The organism is Arcobacter sp. L, from assembly GCF_000284235.1.
GTDB classification, from domain to species: domain Bacteria; phylum Campylobacterota; class Campylobacteria; order Campylobacterales; family Arcobacteraceae; genus Aliarcobacter; species Aliarcobacter defluvii.
Window position 1 is genome coordinate 2377086 of the sequence record NC_017192.1, and the last position, 17529, is coordinate 2394614.

General features: G+C 25.7%; 16 protein-coding genes and 7 tRNA genes. 3 read left to right on the forward strand and 20 right to left on the reverse strand.

The annotated features are described in order from the left end of the window. Positions 1 to 57 precede the first annotated feature (57 nt). The gene (locus ABLL_RS11710; protein WP_014475015.1) at positions 58 to 744 is read left to right on the forward strand and encodes a response regulator transcription factor; all 687 of its coding nucleotides are present in this window, start codon (positions 58 to 60) and stop codon (positions 742 to 744) included. On the opposite strand, the gene ABLL_RS11715 is transcribed toward ABLL_RS11710, so the two are convergent. Together ABLL_RS11715 and ABLL_RS11720 are read right to left on the reverse strand one after the other, a co-directional pair. After that, positions 730 to 1557: an EI24 domain-containing protein gene (locus ABLL_RS11715; RefSeq protein WP_014475016.1), complete on the reverse strand. Its 828-nt coding sequence runs from the start codon at positions 1555 to 1557 to the stop codon at positions 730 to 732. The genes ABLL_RS11710 and ABLL_RS11715 overlap by 15 nt on opposite strands. Then, entirely contained in the window at positions 1558 to 2448 is an 891-nt protein-coding gene (locus ABLL_RS11720) for a radical SAM/SPASM domain-containing protein (RefSeq protein WP_014475017.1), read from the reverse strand. A 104-nt stretch (positions 2449 to 2552) separates the two neighbouring features. Between ABLL_RS11720 and ABLL_RS11725 the strand changes: the two genes are divergently transcribed. After that, positions 2553 to 2876 (forward strand): hypothetical protein, encoded by a 324-nt coding sequence (locus ABLL_RS11725; protein ID WP_014475018.1) that lies wholly within the window; start codon positions 2553 to 2555, stop codon positions 2874 to 2876. 9 nt (positions 2877 to 2885) lie between these two features. Here the strand turns inward: ABLL_RS11725 and ABLL_RS11730 are convergent, their stop codons facing one another. Together ABLL_RS11730 and ABLL_RS11735 are read right to left on the reverse strand one after the other, a co-directional pair. After that, entirely contained in the window at positions 2886 to 3620 is a 735-nt protein-coding gene (locus ABLL_RS11730; RefSeq protein ID WP_014475019.1) for a hypothetical protein, read from the reverse strand. A gap of 8 nt (positions 3621 to 3628) precedes the next feature. Beyond that, entirely contained in the window at positions 3629 to 4165 is a 537-nt protein-coding gene (locus ABLL_RS11735; protein WP_014475020.1) for a hypothetical protein, read from the reverse strand. Between the two features lie 135 nt (positions 4166 to 4300). Between ABLL_RS11735 and ABLL_RS14795 the strand changes: the two genes are divergently transcribed. After that, on the forward strand, positions 4301 to 7678 hold the full coding sequence (locus tag ABLL_RS14795) for an ABC transporter substrate-binding protein (RefSeq protein WP_014475021.1): 3378 nt from the start codon (positions 4301 to 4303) through the stop codon (positions 7676 to 7678). Positions 7679 to 7680: 2 nt separating this feature from the next. On the opposite strand, the gene ABLL_RS11745 is transcribed toward ABLL_RS14795, so the two are convergent. The 16 genes from ABLL_RS11745 to ABLL_RS11820 form a co-directional block, all read right to left on the reverse strand. Beyond that, a tRNA-Gln gene (locus ABLL_RS11745) sits at positions 7681 to 7755 on the reverse strand. Positions 7756 to 7773: 18 nt separating this feature from the next. Beyond that, positions 7774 to 7850, reverse strand: a tRNA-Thr gene (locus ABLL_RS11750). A gap of 19 nt (positions 7851 to 7869) precedes the next feature. After that, positions 7870 to 7946, reverse strand: a tRNA-Met gene (locus ABLL_RS11755). An 8-nt stretch (positions 7947 to 7954) separates the two neighbouring features. Next, positions 7955 to 8031 (reverse strand) — tRNA-Met (locus ABLL_RS11760). Positions 8032 to 8065: 34 nt separating this feature from the next. Further along, positions 8066 to 8142: transfer RNA gene (locus ABLL_RS11765), tRNA-Gly, on the reverse strand. A gap of 4 nt (positions 8143 to 8146) precedes the next feature. Then, positions 8147 to 8223: transfer RNA gene (locus ABLL_RS11770), tRNA-Ile, on the reverse strand. Between the two features lie 4 nt (positions 8224 to 8227). Further along, positions 8228 to 8318, reverse strand: a tRNA-Ser gene (locus ABLL_RS11775). Between the two features lie 86 nt (positions 8319 to 8404). After that, on the reverse strand, positions 8405 to 9091 hold the full coding sequence (pyrF, locus tag ABLL_RS11780) for an orotidine-5'-phosphate decarboxylase (protein ID WP_041655308.1): 687 nt from the start codon (positions 9089 to 9091) through the stop codon (positions 8405 to 8407). A gap of 14 nt (positions 9092 to 9105) precedes the next feature. Beyond that, complete coding sequence (nusB, locus tag ABLL_RS11785; RefSeq protein ID WP_014475023.1) at positions 9106 to 9501, reverse strand: transcription antitermination factor NusB; 396 nt, start codon at positions 9499 to 9501, stop codon at positions 9106 to 9108. 2 nt (positions 9502 to 9503) lie between these two features. Beyond that, on the reverse strand, positions 9504 to 9974 hold the full coding sequence (gene ribH / locus ABLL_RS11790; protein WP_014475024.1) for a 6,7-dimethyl-8-ribityllumazine synthase: 471 nt from the start codon (positions 9972 to 9974) through the stop codon (positions 9504 to 9506). A 92-nt stretch (positions 9975 to 10066) separates the two neighbouring features. Continuing rightward, positions 10067 to 11905, reverse strand: coding sequence for a diguanylate cyclase (locus tag ABLL_RS11795; RefSeq protein ID WP_014475025.1), 1839 nt, complete (start codon positions 11903 to 11905; stop codon positions 10067 to 10069). A 118-nt stretch (positions 11906 to 12023) separates the two neighbouring features. Next, entirely contained in the window at positions 12024 to 12827 is an 804-nt protein-coding gene (gene kdsA, locus ABLL_RS11800; protein ID WP_014475026.1) for a 3-deoxy-8-phosphooctulonate synthase, read from the reverse strand. Then, complete coding sequence (locus ABLL_RS11805; protein ID WP_014475027.1) at positions 12824 to 14512, reverse strand: TrkA family potassium uptake protein; 1689 nt, start codon at positions 14510 to 14512, stop codon at positions 12824 to 12826. Before ABLL_RS11805 ends, kdsA begins: the two co-directional genes overlap by 4 nt. A 12-nt stretch (positions 14513 to 14524) precedes the next feature. After that, positions 14525 to 14902 (reverse strand): DUF6394 family protein, encoded by a 378-nt coding sequence (locus ABLL_RS11810; protein ID WP_014475028.1) that lies wholly within the window; start codon positions 14900 to 14902, stop codon positions 14525 to 14527. Continuing rightward, positions 14889 to 16625 carry an FMN-binding glutamate synthase family protein gene (locus ABLL_RS11815; RefSeq protein WP_014475029.1) on the reverse strand — a complete coding sequence of 579 codons (1737 nt, stop codon included), beginning with the start codon at positions 16623 to 16625 and terminating at the stop codon, positions 14889 to 14891. Before ABLL_RS11815 ends, ABLL_RS11810 begins: the two co-directional genes overlap by 14 nt. A gap of 1 nt (position 16626) precedes the next feature. After that, positions 16627 to 17511: a DMT family transporter gene (locus ABLL_RS11820; RefSeq protein ID WP_014475030.1), complete on the reverse strand. Its 885-nt coding sequence runs from the start codon at positions 17509 to 17511 to the stop codon at positions 16627 to 16629. Positions 17512 to 17529: the final 18 nt, after the last annotated feature.

Here is a 17529-nt window from a genome sequence, read left to right on the forward strand (position 1 = left end):
CTTCTTAACCTAATTTCGCTATGATAACATAATTTTTATAATAAGGATTCTTAGAATATGAAAAATGATTTTATAAATAAACTTAACGCTTATACCGTTTTATATGCAGAAGATGAAGATGGAATTAGAAATAATATTCAAGAGATTTTAACTCATCTGTTTAAAGAAGTTATTTGTGTGAAAAATGCAAGTGATGCATATATGAAATATCTTGAATATAATCCAGATTTAATTATAACTGACATAAAAATGGGAAATGAAACAGGAATAGATTTATTAAAAAAGATAAGAAAATCAGATTCAAAAACAAGAATTATAATAACTTCAGCATATACAGATTTAGAATATTTACTTCAAGCAACAGAGCTTCATTTGATTAAATATATTATAAAACCAATAACTCAAGATAAACTTATGGAAGCACTTGAAGCTTTTATAAATAGTTATGACACAACAAAAATTTATAATTTAATACCAAATTGGATTTTTAATTTTAGTAAAGCAACTATATCAAATAGTAAAGAAGAATTTACTCTTACAAAAAAAGAAAATATTTTTTTAAAGCTTTTAATTAGTAAAAATAGAATTATTACATATGAAGAACTTGAAACAAATATTTGGGATGAAGATTCTATCATGACTGCAAATGCTATGAGACTTTTTATCAAAAACTTTAGAAAAAAACTTCCTAAAGATTTTTTGAAAAATATACAAGGTGTTGGATATAAACTAGTTAGAGATTAGTTTTATATCCTCTTTTTGTTCTTCCTCTTCTTCATAAACAGAAACTTTTTGTAATTTATCAAGTTGTATAAAATATGAATGTCCTAAATAAATAACATAATAAACTGCGCTAAAAAGCGTTGCAAATGGGATCATAGAAATAATATATAAAAACAATGTTCTAAGTCTAAAATTATTCCCTTGAGTTTTATAAATTGTTTTATACTCTTCTTTACTTAAAATTGTTGAGCTTACATCAAAATTTAGAAGTTTATGAAAGAAATAATAAAGAGGTAAAGAAAAGGCTATTATATTTAAAACAGGAACAAAATAAACTGGAATTAACACTAAAAATAAAATTATCATCATTATTGCACTTTTAAATAATACCCATAAAGAAGAAAATAAGGTTCCATAACCATTTAAAACTAAATGAGAATAATATCTTTTATGCAATATTCCTAAAATCATTGGTGTTAAAAATCCAATAATAATAATTGATAAAATCACTGAAGCTTGTAAAACAATAACTGTTCCAATTGAATAAAGTAAAAATCCTGCAATCCAAGAAGTAAAAGAATATTTAAACAAAAATACTATCAAATAAGTTGCCCAAATAAAATAAAAAGGAGCATTTTCATCAATAACAACTTCTTGTCCATTTTGAGAAGCTGCTGCTATTTCTTGTAAACTTGAAATTCCAAAATCTGCTGCTGCAAAAAATATTGCATATAAAATAATCATCGTTATAATCAACGGAATTAATGCAATTCTTAACATTGAACTTGTAAAAAAATCTTTTATACTTTTAAATATAATTTCTATTTCATCCATTTAAATCCTTTTTTCATCAAATCTTGTTCGATACTCACACTTTTGACAAAGTTCTTCAACTAAAATATTTTTTTTAAATCCCTTTTGAATATCTAAAACTTTTTTTGATTTTAATATATCTTCTATTTGTGTATTGTTTGTATTCCCTAAATTTACAACTGCATTTTGGTCTAAGCAACAAGGAATGACATCACCATTTGTTAAAATCCCAAAATGTGAATCTAAACCATAACAAAAACCTTTTGTAGAAACAATCTCATTATTTAAAGATGGCCAGTTAAAATATTCATCAAAATTAAAAAATATTTTTCTATCTATTCTTATATTTTTAGGTCTTTGTTTATAAACTTCTTCTATATTTATTTCTGTATTAAATGCTTCATTTATTTTATCAAAAACTTTAGTATTAAACTCTTTTGCACTTTTTTCTTCATCCAAATTCCAAATTCTAAAATTTATAAAATATTCATGTTTTCTACTTTGAGCAAATTTTACAAAATTTATAATTGGTTCTAAATATTCATCTAAAGATTTCTTATGCGAATTTGCATTATATGAATTTATTGAAAAATTTATTTGCTTTATTGTTGAATTTAAAAGTGTTTCATAATGTTTTTCATTTATATTATTTGCTGTTGTTGTAATATTTACTTTTAATCCATGCTTTAAACTAATATTTAGATATTCATTTAAATTTGTCAAAACAAGTGGATCGCCAACAACATGATAAGCCAACTCTTTTGTATATGGCTTTAATTGAAAATTTAAACTATCAAATTGTTCTAAACTCATTATTCCATTTGGTAAAATTTTTGGAGGGCAAAATGTACATTTTAAATTACATATATTAGTTATTTCTATATGTACTTTTTTAAATTTTTTTATATTCATTCCTTATTTTAATTTTTTAAATTGTATCTAATAGTTATTAAAAAATAATCAATTACTAAAATGAGTTTGACTATAATATAGCTACTATTAAAAAAGGTAATAACATGGAAATGATTTTAAATGAAAATGATTTAGTAGTTGGTGCAAGATTTGAAAATGGAACAATACAAGATTATATAGATGATAAAAAAATTTATGGTCTTATTAGAATTGAAAATACAACTGCAAATTGGTTCTTATTTAATAAAGACGAAAGTGAAGATGATCTTCAAAAACTTTATAAAAAAGTTTTAAATGAAGAACATTTTATACAAGACGATTTTGGTGAAGAAATAGTAATCTTTAATAAAAATGGTAATATTGCTTTTAATGAATTTGCAAACAAAATAGATGAATATTTAGGTGATGAAATAGGAAACTTTATCTAAATAAATCTATTAGTCAATAAAAACTTTTTTATAAATAATATCAAAATTCTGAATTGGGTCAGGATTAAATTCATCCTCTTTTTCATGCGTCCAAAAGAGATATTTATTTCTAAATTTATTATAACTATTTACAAAGAAAATATTAAAAGCTGTAGCAAAAACAACATTTGTCTTTTTATCTATAAATTTATACTCATATTTTCCATAAATTTTAGGTAAAAAGGTATCTTGTATTTTTTTTAAAATTTCAAATCTTGGATTTATTTCTTCATTTTTAGTATTTTCATAAACATTTGAATTTAAATAAACTCTTTGTGTATTATAAATATATCTATTGTATTTGTGGGCATAAGTTGATATATCAATAAATTTATCAATATAACTTTCATGTAATACTTTTATCTCTTCTCTTTCACTTTGTGTTAAATCTGTAGAATATTTTAAAGGATAAATATAAACACCTATCATAGATAAACTATCAATTTTTGACTCACTATTTTTTGTAGGTTGTAAATAAACTTTTGAATCCATTTGAGTTAAAGAATAATAATTTTTTATAGCATATTTTATAAAAATATCATAATAAACTAAACTCAACAAAGATACTAATAAAACAAAAAACAAAATTACACTTTTAAAAATTTTTGATAATATAAAACTTATAAAAAAACAAAAAGATATAAAAGATAAATTTGCTGGAATAAATAAAAAGCTTTCAGGTACGACTAATTCAAAAGATGGCATTTAAACTTCTAATTTAACAAATAAGGTAAATCTCTTTTTAATGATTCCAATAAATCCTCATTTAAAAAAAATTTTGAATATTTCTTTTCAGGATTTTTGTAGCAAAAAGCACAGACATACCTATTTTTTTTAATTAATTCGATACTTGGCATTAAAATTTCTTGTAAAGATGGATTGTTTTCATAAAAAAGATACATTTCTTCTAAATTTTTTTCAAGATCATTATCTTTTAAGAAAATCACATTTTCTTGCATAAACTCAAGAACACTCTCTTCTTTTGATTTTATATTTAAAAATGCCTCTTTTACATCTTCAAATCTCATATCAAATTTAGCTCCAACTAACAAGGTTTCTTTTAGATTTTCTAAATCATTTTTTTGGAAATAATATTGCAATAAAAGATTTAAATAATGTTCTTGAACATCTTTATCATAACTTTCTATAAATTCAAAAACTTCATTTGCATTATTTATTTTCCCATTTTCAAGTAAAATATTATGAAGGACACCTATTTCTCCAATAATTTCATGTAGTCTATCACTCATTAATTTCCTTATACAATTTTATATATTGTATCCAAAATAGATTTTAAAAATATTATAAAATATGCTATTATAAGCCCTATAATAATTAAATCACAAAATTAAAGATTTAAAATATCATTTATCAAGAAGATTTCAATGTCAAAAAGAATAAAAGAGATAATATTAATCATAATATTTCTAACAACGAGCCTATATGGGAATTTAGAAAAGGTCTCTTTACAACTAGAATGGAAACATCAATTTGAATTTGCAGGATTTTATACAGCTTTAGAAAAGGGTTATTATAAAGACGTTGGCTTAGATGTAGAAATAAAAGAGTTTGAAGATGGAATTAATATAAGCCAAGATGTTATTGATGGAAAATCAACTTTTGGGCTTAGTTCTTCGGCATTGATTTTAGAAAAACTAAAAAATAGACCAGTTGTCTTAATTGCTTCTTATTTTAAACAAAATGCTTTAGCATTAGTTACAAAACCAAATATAAAAACTCCTGCTGATTTAAAAAACAAAAAAATCATGGCTTTAGATTGGGAAATGGGTCATACAAGTTTAGGAGTTATGTTAAAAGATTTTGGAATAGAAAAAGATGATTATACTTTAATACCTCATGATTTTAAAATTGATAAATTTATAAATAATGAAATTGATGCAATGAGTATTTTTATAACTTCTCAACCTTTTGAATTAAATAAATTAGGAGTTGAATACAATATTTTAAATCCTGCAAATTTTGGAATTTATTCTTATGATGAAGAACTTTTTACAAGTGAAAATATTATTTATAAAAATCCAAAAATGGTTGAAAACTTTATTAATGCTTCAAATAAGGGATGGGAATATGCTTTTAAAAACAAAAAAGAGATTGTTGATTTAATTTATAATAAATATACAAAAAGAAAAACTAAAGAATCTTTACTATATGAAGCAAATAAAACAGAAGAAATATTTAAAACAAATATTTTTAAAATAGGTGCTGTTGCACCTGAACTTATAAAACTAAATGCTGATTTATACTCAAATCTTGGATTAGTTGATAAAAACTTTGATATTACAGCTCTTTTAAATTCTTATTATATTTCTAATGAAAATAAAGATTTGATATCATTTACGGAAGAAGAAAAAGCTTATTTAGAAAGTCATCCCATAATAAAAATTCACAATGAAATGAATTGGCCTCCTTTTAATTATAATGTAAATGGAATACCAACTGGATTTTCAATCGATTATATGAATCTTTTAGCATCTAAATTAAAAATGCATATTGAATATATTTCTGGTTTTACATGGAATGAATATATTGAAAAATTAAAAAAACAAGAAATTGATGTTATGTTAAATATGTCAAAAACAAAAGATAGAGAAAAAGATTTTATATTTACAACTAGCTATACAAAAGCAATTGATACAATATTTACTAGAAAAAATAGTAATTTAAAAAATATTGAAGATTTTGAAGGAAAAACACTTGCAGTTATAAAAGGTTTTTATGAAGAAGAACTTTTAAAAAGATATTACCCGAATATAAAACTATTATTAGTAAATGATTCAATTGAAGCATTAGAAAAAGTTGCTTTTGGAGATGCTGATGGTTCTATTGATAATTTTGCAGTTGGAAATTATCAAATTGAAAGTAACCATATTTCAAATTTAAAACCTGCTTTTTCTATAAATGATGAAAGATTTAATTTAGATATGTTTATTGCAACAAATAAAAACAATGAAATATTAAGAAATATTTTACAAAAAGGTAAAGACAAAATAAACGAAGAAGATATTTTAGAATTAAAAAGAAAATGGATTAATCCAAAAGAAAATGATAAAAATTCAAATATCTATTTAAGCAAAGAAGAAAAAGCTTACTTAAATAATAAAAAAGTAATTACAATGTGTGTTGACCCAGAATGGGAACCATTTGAAAAGATTAATGAAAAAGGGCAACATGAAGGGATTGCAGCTGATATTATAAAAATTATATCTTCATCTTTGAATATCAACATTGAACTTGTTCCAACAAAATCATGGGAAGAGAGTATAGAATTTTCACAAGAAAAGAAATGTGATATTTTAAGTTTTTTAAATGAAACACCAAAAAAAAAAGAGTGGTTAAACTTTACTGAACCAATATTTGAAGATCCAAATGTAATAGTTGCTAGACTTGAAACCAAAGAAATCAAGGATTTATCTAAAATAAAAGCATCTATTGCTTTACCAAAAGGTACTGCAATGGCAGAATTATTTGCTAAAGATTTTCCAAATTTAATAATCATTCCCACAAATTCAGAAGATGAAGCTTTTAAATTAGTTGAAGATAAAAAAGCTGATTTAACTATACGTTCAATGATTATAGCAGCATACACAATAAAAAAAGACAATATATTTAATCTTAAAATTGTAAACCAACCAAAAGGTTATGAAAATTATTTAAGAATTGGAGTAGAAAAAAACAACATTACTCTTTTAAATATTTTAAATAAAGCTATTGAAAATATAGATAAAAAAGATATTGAAAATATAGTAACAAAATGGGTTGTAATAAAATATGAAAAAACAACAGATTATACATATTTTTGGATAGTATCTGCAATAATTATAATATTTATCATATTTATTTTATACAGACAATATCTGCTAAAACTTACAAATAAATATTTAAAAGATGAAGTTATAAAAAGAACCACTCAGCTAGAAAATTCAAACTTGATTTTGGAACAAAAAAAAGATGAACTCTCAACTTTAAATAAAACTCTTGAAGAAAAAATAAAAAAAGAGGTTGAAAAAAATAGACTTATACAAGAAAAGCTTTTTAAAGCAGATAAATTAGCTTCTATGGGAGAAATGATTAGTAATATTGCCCATCAATGGAGACAGCCTTTATCTATAATTTCGACTATTGCAACAGGAACTAAACTTCAAAAAGAGATTAATACATTAAAAGAAGAAGAATTAATTGAAAATATGGACTTAATAAATAAAAATGCTCAATATTTATCAGAAACTATTGATGATTTCAAAAATTTTATAAAAGGTGATAGAAAAATCCAAAATTACAATTTATATAATACTATACAACATTTTATACATATAGTTCATTCTTCAATAAAAAATTCCAATATTCAGTTAGTTCTAGATTTAGATAAAACAATTTATGTAGAGGGTTATCCAAATGAATTAATTCAATGTTTAATTAATATTTTTAATAATTCTAAAGATGCATATGAAGAGATAAAAGAAAAAGAACCACTATTCTTCATTCAAACAAAAAAGGAAGATAATCAAATTTATATAATAATAAAAGATAATGGTGGAGGGATTCCTGAAAATATTATTTCTAAAATATATGACCCATATTTTACAACAAAACATAAATCACAAGGAACAGGACTTGGTTTAAATATGACTTATAAACTTGTAACCGAAGGTGCACATGGTAAAATAGATGCTACGAATGTGAAATATATGTATAAAAATAAACTGTATAAAGGCGTAGAATTTAAAATAATAATTGAAATATAAAGTGGATGGGGTAGAAGGATTCGAACCTTCGAGTGACGGTACCAAAAACCGTTGCCTTACCGCTTGGCGATACCCCAAAATGAAGATTGAAAAAATGGAGCTGGTGAAGGGAGTCGAACCCCCGACCTGCTGATTACAAATCAGCTGCTCTAGCCAACTGAGCTACACCAGCGCCGTATTTCTTTTAGAAATGGTGTCAAGAGAGGGACTCGAACCCTCGACCTCCGGCTTATGAGACCAGCGCTCTAACCAGCTGAGCTACCTTGACACAAAAATTGGTTGCGGAAATAGGATTTGAACCTATGACCTTCGGGTTATGAGCCCGACGAGCTACCTAGCTGCTCTATTCCGCGATAAATAAAAGAACAAATAACTTTAAAAGTTAAATGGAGCGGGAGACGAGACTCGAACTCGCGACAGTCTGCTTGGAAGGCAGAAGCTCTAGCCAACTGAGCTACTCCCGCAAAATGGTGGGTCATGAAGGACTCGAACCTTCGACCACTCGGTTATGAGCCGAGTGCTCTAACCAGCTGAGCTAATGACCCACAATGGCGGACAGTGAGGGATTTGAACCCTCGGTACCGTTACCAGTACGTCTCCTTAGCAGGGAGGTGGTTTCAGCCAACTCACCCAACTGTCCTTTTTGCGCTAATTTTACTATCATAAAATCAGGACGGAAATTATAATAGTATATCACTTAAAGCATACTTAAAATTTGAAGGGATATTAAATATTTTTCAATATCTCTTCAACAACCTCTTTTGGATTTTCAGATTTGTATATTGGTCTACCAACAACAATAAAATCTACTAAATTTTCTTTTGAAAAAGGAAGATCTGCCACTCTTTTTTGGTCACCACTATCCTCACCAAAAGGTCTAATTCCAGGACATAGAGTTATAAAATCTTTCGAAGTATTATTTTTAATATCTAAGCTTTCAAATGCAGAACAAACAACTCCATCTATTCCTGATTCAAATGTATCAATTGCAAATTGTGTTGCTTTTGTACTTATATCTTCATTGTAAATAGCTTTAAAACTATCATTATCAAAAGAAGTAAGAGCAGTTACAGCTAAAACTAAAGGTTTATTAGGAATATCTTTTATCCTATTCATAACTGTTTTCATAGCTTCTACACCTGAACTTGCATGAACATTAAACATATCCACTAATCCAAAATTTGCTATTTCTTCAGCAGCATCTGCCATTGTATTTGGAATATCATAAAGTTTTAAATCTAAAAATATTTTAAAATTTGGATTTATTGCTTTTAAATCTTCTAAAAACTTTTTACCATCTCTAATATAACTTCTAAATCCAACTTTTAACCAAACATCAAAATCTTTTATTTGTTTTACTAATCTAAGATTTTCTTCAGCAGTTGGCAAATCTAAAGAGACACATAATTTCATAGCTCTACTCACAATTATGCCTTTACAACTTTATCTAGTAAACCATTTACAAATTTTGGTGCCCCATCACTTGCTAATTTTTTAGATAATTCTATAGCTTCATTTATTACTACTGCTTTTGGTAAATCTTCAAATAATATTTCATAAATAGCTAATCTTAAAATTGATTTTTCAACAGAACCAATATCTTCTAAAGTTCCTTGATTTAAATGAGATATTATTTCAGTATCAATTTTTTCCAAATTTTCAATTGATCCATTAAATAATTTTAGTGCAAAATCTTTTTGTTTATTTCTAATTTTTTTTTCTTCTAAAATTTCATCAACAAATTTTGCTATACCTTCATTTCCTAAATCATAAGCATATAATAAACCAATTACAGACTCTCTTGCTTGTGTTCTAGTTGCCAAAACTATTTCCCCATTTCAGTATATAAATCTAGCATTTCAATAATTGTAACCATTGCTTCAGCACCTTTGTTACCAACTTTTGAACCTGCTCTTTCAATTGCTTGCTCTATCGTATCAGTTGTTAAAACACCATTTGATACAGGTTTCCCATATTTTAAACCAACAGTAGCAATTCCTTTAGTAGCTTCAGCAGAAATATAATCAAAATGAGGAGTAGCGCCTCTTATAACAGCTCCTACACAACATACTGCATCATATTTACCACTTGATAATGCTTTTTCTAAAGCAAAAGGAATTTCAAAAGCACCTGGTACTAAAATTAAATCTAAGTTTTCTTCATTTCCACCATGTCTTTTAAATGCATCTTTGGCACCTTCAACTAATCTATCAGTTATAATATGATTAAATCTACCATTTATAATTGCAACTTTTTCCGTACCTTTTAGTCTTAAAACACCTTCAATTATTTTCATTTATTTTCTCCAAAGATTATGTGTTAAGTTTTTATTATATAAAAAAGCCTCTTTATATCTGTTGAACAATCAAGTGTCAAAAATATAATTTTTTATCTATAAATAATTGATTTATTTCTTCCAGATTTTTTTGCTTCGTATAAGGCTTCATCTGCTTTTTTAAACAATAATTCAATATTATCATCTTTCTTTAAACTTGATATACCTAAAGATATTGTTTTATAGCCTACTTTTTCAAATCTAAAATTCTCAATTTCTTTTCTTAATTTTTCTGCAAGTATAAAAGCACTATCTTCAGATGTTTTTGTACAAATAATTAGAAACTCTTCACCACCATATCTTCCAAAGATATCTGAAATTCTTATATTTTCTGAAATTATTTTTGATAACTGTTTTAAAACATTATCACCAACTAGATGACCATAAGTATCATTTACTAACTTAAAAAAATCAATATCAATTATAATTAGAGAGAGATTATCTTTATGCCTTTTTGCAACTTCTATCTCTTTTTGTAAAAAAGTATCTAACATTCTTCTATTATAGATTCCTGTTAATTTATCTATTGATGCAAATTTTTCCAACTCTTTTTTTGCAGTAATATCAACTCCTACTGAAATAAATTGTTCAATAGAGTCATTTTTAGCATTTTTTTTGGGAATAATATATTGATTTAACCAATAATCTTTTCCATCTTTACTTTTATTTTGTATTTCACCTTCCCAAATTTTCTTATCTAAAATAGTTTTCCATAACTCTTTTATAATCATTTTATCTTGTTTTGGATTTGATATAATAGAAATCTTTTTCCCAATTAATTCCTCTTTTGAGTAACCACTTATTTGTTCAAAAGCTTTGCTTGCTTCTACTATTGTACTATCAATTTTAGTCGTTACAGTAATTACATATTTATCAATAATTAATGTAAATTCATTTAATTTTTTATTAGCTTTCAAAAGTTTTTCTTGCAATATTCTAGGAGTTTTTGAAACAAAAATCGCCATTATAAAACTTAATGCAACTGTCAATAAAAAAACTATTACTGCAACATTTGTTCGTTCTTTTAATAATTCTTTTTTATAATCTTTCTTCGTTTTTAAAATTAATATGGCATTATCTTCATTTTTCAAGGAATCTTTTAAAGAAAAAGTAAAAATTCCATTATTTAAACCATCTGGAAAATCTATAGATATATCTCTTGCTATATTTTTATATTTATTAAAAGCAAATTCTTGATTTGGATGTAATATATAATTCTTATTTTCATCAATAATATAACAATCAAATATAGAAGAAGAAGCTAAAGATTTAAATAAATTATTAGTTAATAAATTTATTACAACCATTGCACTAAATTGATTATTTTCAAATAAAGCTATTCCAACTCTAATTGTCGGTCTATATGGAATTTCAATTTTTCCATGTTCAATATTTAAATCTAATTTTGAATGCCAAATCTCTTTTTCATTCAGTTTAGATATACTTTGGAAATAATCTCTATGATATTTATTTTGAAGATCTTTTTCTCCAACAATAAAGGCTTGTTGGTTTTCTTTATTTCTATCAACTCTTACCAATTCTTGCCCAGATTTATCAATAAGTCTTGCTTGCATAATGATACTATTGCTATTTGCCACAGCTAAAAAAATATTATTTAGATTTTCTTTATTTAAAGAATTTCTTTCAATCAAAAATTTCTTTGTTAAATTATCATAAGCTAAAGATTTAGCGATATTATCAATATTTTCAAAAGTTGGTTTTAAAATAGTTTCATTTTTAATTTGAAATATTTCTTTTGCTTTTCTATTTAAATCTATTTCAATATCTTTAATTTCAAAAGTATAAGCTACTATTACACTAAAGCAAGAAATGATAATACCAAAAACAATAAAATATAAAGTGAAAAATTTATGAAAGTTTTGTTGATTCAATACAAACACCTACCTTAAAAGCGGGAATTGTATCAAAACAGAACTTTAAATTGACTATACCAATATAAGAATAAAAGATGAATGATATAATTTTTATATCATTCATCTTACTAAGTTTTTAGAAGTTTTGCCCCAGTGCATCTTTGATTGCAAAAATATCATTTATAGTTTTATATAAATCTTCAACTTTTAGCATATTTGGACCATCACTTTTTGCAACACTTGGATCAATGTGAGTTTCAAAGAAGAATCCATCAACACCAACTGCAGCTGCTGCTCTTGCCATATAAGGAACAAAAGCAGAATTTCCACCTGTTGTTCCACCTGTACTTGGAATTTGAACACTATGTGTTGCATCAAAAATTACTGGAGCATATTGTCTTAATAAAATTAAATTCCTCATATCTACAACTAAAGCACCATAACCAAAAGTATTTCCTCTTTCACAAAGCCATACACCAGTTTTTTCAGAATTTTCAAAATTTACTTCTGAAATACCTCTTGTATTTAAAATCTTTTCAACAGGATGTTTCATTGCGTCAGCTGCTAGGAATTGACCTTTTTTAATATTTATTATTGCATTTGTTTTTGCTGCTGCTACAAGTAAATCTGTTTGTCTACATAAGAATGCTGGGATTTGTAAAATATCAATAACTTCACCTGCTGGTGCAGCTTGATATGATTCATGAATATCAGTTACAACTTTATAGCCAAATTGTTCCTTTATTTCTTGAAATATTTTTAATCCTTCATCAAGTCCTGGTCCTCTAAAAGAACTTAAACTCGTTCTATTTGCTTTATCAAATGAAGCTTTAAAATAAAATTCAACTCTTTTATCTTCACTCAAAGGTTTTAATTTTTCTGCTATTTTAAATACTGTATCTCTATCTTCAAGTACACAAGGTCCAGTTATTACTTTCATTTATTCCCTTTAAAAATTATTTGTTTTTCTTTGCCAGTTATTACATAATAAAATTCATAAACATTCTGGCAGATGTATTCTATATCATTTTTTGCATGTTCATCACATGCTAATAAAATTTTATCACCAATTTTTATCTCTTCTTTCCATTCAGGAAGTAGTATTATATCATCTTCTCGTTGAAGGAGTAAAGGAACAACATTATTTTTTAATTCTTTATTATATAAAGATATTGAAAATAAACTAAAAAAAAGAGTTTCATTAGCTAATAAATGTTTATAAATTTGAGGAGTCAAAGCTTCGTTGATTTCAAATTCCATAAGTAAAGGTTTTTCATTTATATCTTTAATCAATCTACTCACTAATTTTGAAGCCCATTCATTGTCTTTTTTAATTATCTGTTTAATAAATTTATCACTTAATGGCATAACTAAAGCATTTGTAACTTTGTTAACTAATATTTTTGATGGAGTAAAAATATGATTTATTTTTGCATTTTTAAATAAAAAATCATCTACCATATCATTTTCTCTAACAATTGTTATAATCTTTGGATTTAATTTTTTCGCGGTTGCTAAAATAGATAAGTTTGTTGTATCATCATCTGTAACAGCAGCAATTGCTACTGCATCTTTAATACCAATATCTAATAATAACTCTTTATCATCTGCATTACCAAAAACTATATTAGAAATTTCATCTTTTGAAAGTTCATGATTTTTATTTTTATCAATTTCAACTAATTTCATTCCAATATCATTTTCATTTAATTTCTCAAAAATTTTTCTTCCCATTCTTCCATATCCACAAACAATATATAAACCTTTTGGAAAAATTGGTGAAGTTATATTTAAACTATCTAAACCATATATCCATTTTTCAAGTTTAAATAAATTTGGTGAACAAAGAGCTAAATTTATCTCAGAAGATATTATAGAAAAAGGATTAACAACAACTTCAGCATCTAAATCTTTTAAATTTTCTGTATGATTTGTTGTTGTTGATTTAACAGCAATTTTTATATTTTTATTTAAAGCTTTTGCCATAAGAGTTATCTTTAAATTTAGAGCATCATCTTCAAACAAAGAAACAATAGCTTTACAATTTCTTTTTTTTAATCCTGCTGTTTCTAAAACTCTTATAGAATAATTTTCACTATATAAAACAGGAACAGTTGGTGTAAAATTTTCTAATATAAGATTATGAATTTTCATCTTATCTCGTTCTATTACAACAGTTCTAAATCCTTGTTCCATAGCTTTTATTATAATTTTTCTAGTAATTTGGTTATATCCTAAAATTACTATAAATTTTTCATTTAAATTTTTTATTTGTCTTAAAAATTTTGCTTTTTCTATCTCTTGTAAAAAAAGTTTATCTTGAAATAAAGAAATTAAAGAGCCTATACTATAAAACCATCCAAGAACCGTTAAATAAATTGAAAAAGTCACCCACATTCTTTGAGGATATGAAAAGGTAAATGGTGTTTCTCCAAATCCAATAGTTGTTGCAGTATATGAAATAAAATAAAAAGCATCAAAAATAGACATTTTATAAGGATTCCCATTTGCATCAATCCCATCAATTAGTATTAATCCTAATATTGCAATTGTATATGTTATTAATATTACTAAAAAAGGTCTCCTCATTTTTTGCAAAATAATAAATAATGAATTATTTCTCAAAGTTTCTTCTTTTTATCTTTTTGATTTTAAAGTATCACCTACATAAAGGGCAACAGAAGTGATATTTGCGAGTAAAGCACCTCCTGATAAAGAGACAATTGCAGCCATTATTTCAGAATTCATACCTGAAGAATAAACAGCAATAGTCCAAACAAGAGCTGCTGCTATTAACTGAATATCAGCTACTAAAGATGTAGCTAATAAAACTGAACCAACTTGTGTTTTATCTCCAAGTTTTAATATTGTTGCAATTAAATTTATAACTATTGCTGCAAATAATTCATATTTGCTATGACTTTCCATAACATAAATTTCACCATAAAAAAATCCAAAATTTAGTGTCATAGCTAGGATTATAAAAAACCCTGAAATTACCTTATCTAAATTCATGATATTCATCCTCCATATCTTTTCCAATATTCAATTTTCTTCTAAATACCTCATCAATGTTATCATGTACTCTTGAATCTTTATCTAAAAATAAAAGTCTATGTTTATTTAACTGATTAATATTTTTAAGTCCCATTATTGCAAGTAAACCTCTAACATTCTTTAATAAATTTTTATGATAATTAGCTACATAATTTGCATGTTTAAATACAAAATATTTTCTTCTTTTATTTTTATTTTGTGTAGCTAATCCTACAGGACATTCTCGTCCAGTTGTTCCAGAACAATATCTTGCTCGAATACATCCTGCACTCATCATAAAACCACGTGCAATTTGAACAAAATCTGCTCCTAAACTCATTGTTATAACTATATCATCTGGAGTTAATATTTTACCACTTGCAATTATTTTTATTTTATCTCTAATATCATAATCTGTTAAAACTTTATTTACCAAATAAATTGAATCTCTTAATTCTAAACCTACTCTTTCCATCATCTCAAGAGGAGCTGTAGCACTTCCACCACTTCCAGCATCAACAGTTATAAAATCTGGATACGCATTATTATTTATATCCATTCTTCTTTTTATTTCTTTAGCATAAGGTTCAATATTTTCTATATCTGATATTACAATTTTCATACCTACTGGTTTTTCTGAAAGTTTTTGTAACTCTCCAATAAAATCAAATAACTCTTCTATACTATTTCCATAAGGAAATCTATTTGGAGAAAATACATCTTTATAGGCTTCAACATTTCTATAATATGCAATTGCAGGTGTAACTTTATGACCTGCAAGTTTTCCTCCTGTTTGTTTTGCACCTTGAGCTATTTTTATCTCAGTCATTTTACAAAAACTCATAACCTTTTGGTATCTTAAAGGATCAAATTTCCCTTCTTTATCCCTAGCTCCATAAAGTCCTGAACTAATTTGAAAAACAATATCTGGCATATCAGAAGGTACTTCTTTGGGGAAATTTTCCAAAGGAGCATCCCAATTTGGTCTATAAAATTGTTTTTTCTTCATATCAAGCATATATGTTTCTGCTTCGGGATCATTTCTAAAAACTAATTTTCTATACACATCAGCTGCTAAAGCACCATTAAAAAAGAATTTTGCGATACCTTTTAAAACTTTATTAACAGATGAACTATCTACTATTTTCATATATGATGAATCATAATGCATATGTGTTGAAAAAAAGTTTGATGTTACCCCACCCTCACCTGAATTTATTGGAAATCCACCAAGATAAGAACCTTGAACAAAAGCTCTTGTTCCTTCAGGAGAAATAGAACCATCACTCATAGCTGATCTTGCAATTATACTTTTTGCAACAAAAGGTTTTTTTCTATTTTCACCAAATACAACTTCAAATTTATCATCAACTTCATTATCATTTAAAACAATATTTGAATGACGTATCATAAATTTTGGTTTTGGCAAAGGTTGAGAAGGAGAAAATGATGCATAGTTAGGTAAATCACGTGCTGCTTTATAAACCCAATCTAATTTATCTTTTGATTCATAAAATTTTTCATCTCCAAAATATTGTCTAAAAGGTTCTCTTACCTCTTCAAACAAATATCTTAATCTTCCAATTATTGGATAATTAACTAAAAGTTGATGTTTCCTCTGTACATATTTATCATGAACATACCATGCAATCATTACTATAACAAAAATTATAGTAAGAATTTCTTCTATTGTGAATTCCATTTTATTCCTTTTTACTTGATACTAATAAACCACTTAAAATAATCAATAGTATACCTAAAACTACTAAAATTGAGGGAAATGTATCCCCTAAAATAAGTCCTAAAATTATTGAAAAAGCTATATTACTATAAGAAATAGTTCCAATAATTCCAGCTTTTGCACAAGAATATGCTTTTGTCATATATATTTGAGCAAGTGTTGCAAAAATTCCTAATAAAATAATGTAAAACCAATCATTTAATTGTGGCATAATAAAAGATGCTAACATAAAATCTAAATTAGGATTTGTGTAAAAATTTCCAATTATCATTAAAATCATAGGACCAATTGTTCCTATTGTCATAAATGATAATACTATTGCTCTTGATTCATAATTTTTTCTTAATTCTCTAACCGATGTATAAGCAAGTGCTGCTCCAACTCCTGATAAGATTCCTAAATAATCAGTTTTTTCTAGGTTACTTCCATCAAACTCAGTAATAAAAACTATTCCTATAAATCCTACAAAAACACCTAACCAACCTTTAAAACCTAATTTCTCTTTTAAAAATAAATATGCAAGAATTGCTGTAAAAATTGTCGAAGTTTTTGAAAAAGTCATAGCTTCACCCAAAGATATTTGAGCAATATTGTAAAAGAAAAATAATAAAGCAACAAAACCAGCAACTCCTCTAAAAACTAATAACCAAAATTTGCCACCAATTTGTTTTAAAGGAGAGTTATAAATTGATATTAAAATAAAAAAAACTCCAAAAACATTTCTAAAAAAAACAACTTCAACTGAACTCATAGAATCGCTAAGTTCTTTAGCAACTGCTCCCATAAGTGCAAAAAGAAGTGAAGCAAAAAGCATATATTTTATACCTTTATTAACTTGATCTTCCATCTAATTCCTTATAACTAA

Excerpts from the sequence above, each read along its gene's own strand:
- ABLL_RS11710 (WP_014475015.1), top strand. The coding sequence starts at position 58 with ATGAAAAATGATTTTATAAATAAACTTAACGCTTATACCGTTTTATAT.
- ABLL_RS11715 (WP_014475016.1), bottom strand. The coding sequence starts at position 1,557 with ATGGATGAAATAGAAATTATATTTAAAAGTATAAAAGATTTTTTTACA.
- ABLL_RS11720 (WP_014475017.1), bottom strand. The coding sequence starts at position 2,448 with ATGAATATAAAAAAATTTAAAAAAGTACATATAGAAATAACTAATATA.
- ABLL_RS11725 (WP_014475018.1), top strand. The coding sequence starts at position 2,553 with ATGGAAATGATTTTAAATGAAAATGATTTAGTAGTTGGTGCAAGATTT.
- ABLL_RS11730 (WP_014475019.1), bottom strand. The coding sequence starts at position 3,620 with ATGCCATCTTTTGAATTAGTCGTACCTGAAAGCTTTTTATTTATTCCA.
- ABLL_RS11735 (WP_014475020.1), bottom strand. The coding sequence starts at position 4,165 with ATGAGTGATAGACTACATGAAATTATTGGAGAAATAGGTGTCCTTCAT.
- ABLL_RS14795 (WP_014475021.1), top strand. The coding sequence starts at position 4,301 with ATGTCAAAAAGAATAAAAGAGATAATATTAATCATAATATTTCTAACA.
- pyrF (WP_041655308.1), bottom strand. The coding sequence starts at position 9,091 with ATGAAATTATGTGTCTCTTTAGATTTGCCAACTGCTGAAGAAAATCTT.
- ribH (WP_014475024.1), bottom strand. The coding sequence starts at position 9,974 with ATGAAAATAATTGAAGGTGTTTTAAGACTAAAAGGTACGGAAAAAGTT.
- kdsA (WP_014475026.1), bottom strand. The coding sequence starts at position 12,827 with ATGAAAGTAATAACTGGACCTTGTGTACTTGAAGATAGAGATACAGTA.
- ABLL_RS11810 (WP_014475028.1), bottom strand. The coding sequence starts at position 14,902 with ATGAATTTAGATAAGGTAATTTCAGGGTTTTTTATAATCCTAGCTATG.
- ABLL_RS11815 (WP_014475029.1), bottom strand. The coding sequence starts at position 16,625 with ATGGAATTCACAATAGAAGAAATTCTTACTATAATTTTTGTTATAGTA.
- ABLL_RS11820 (WP_014475030.1), bottom strand. The coding sequence starts at position 17,511 with ATGGAAGATCAAGTTAATAAAGGTATAAAATATATGCTTTTTGCTTCA.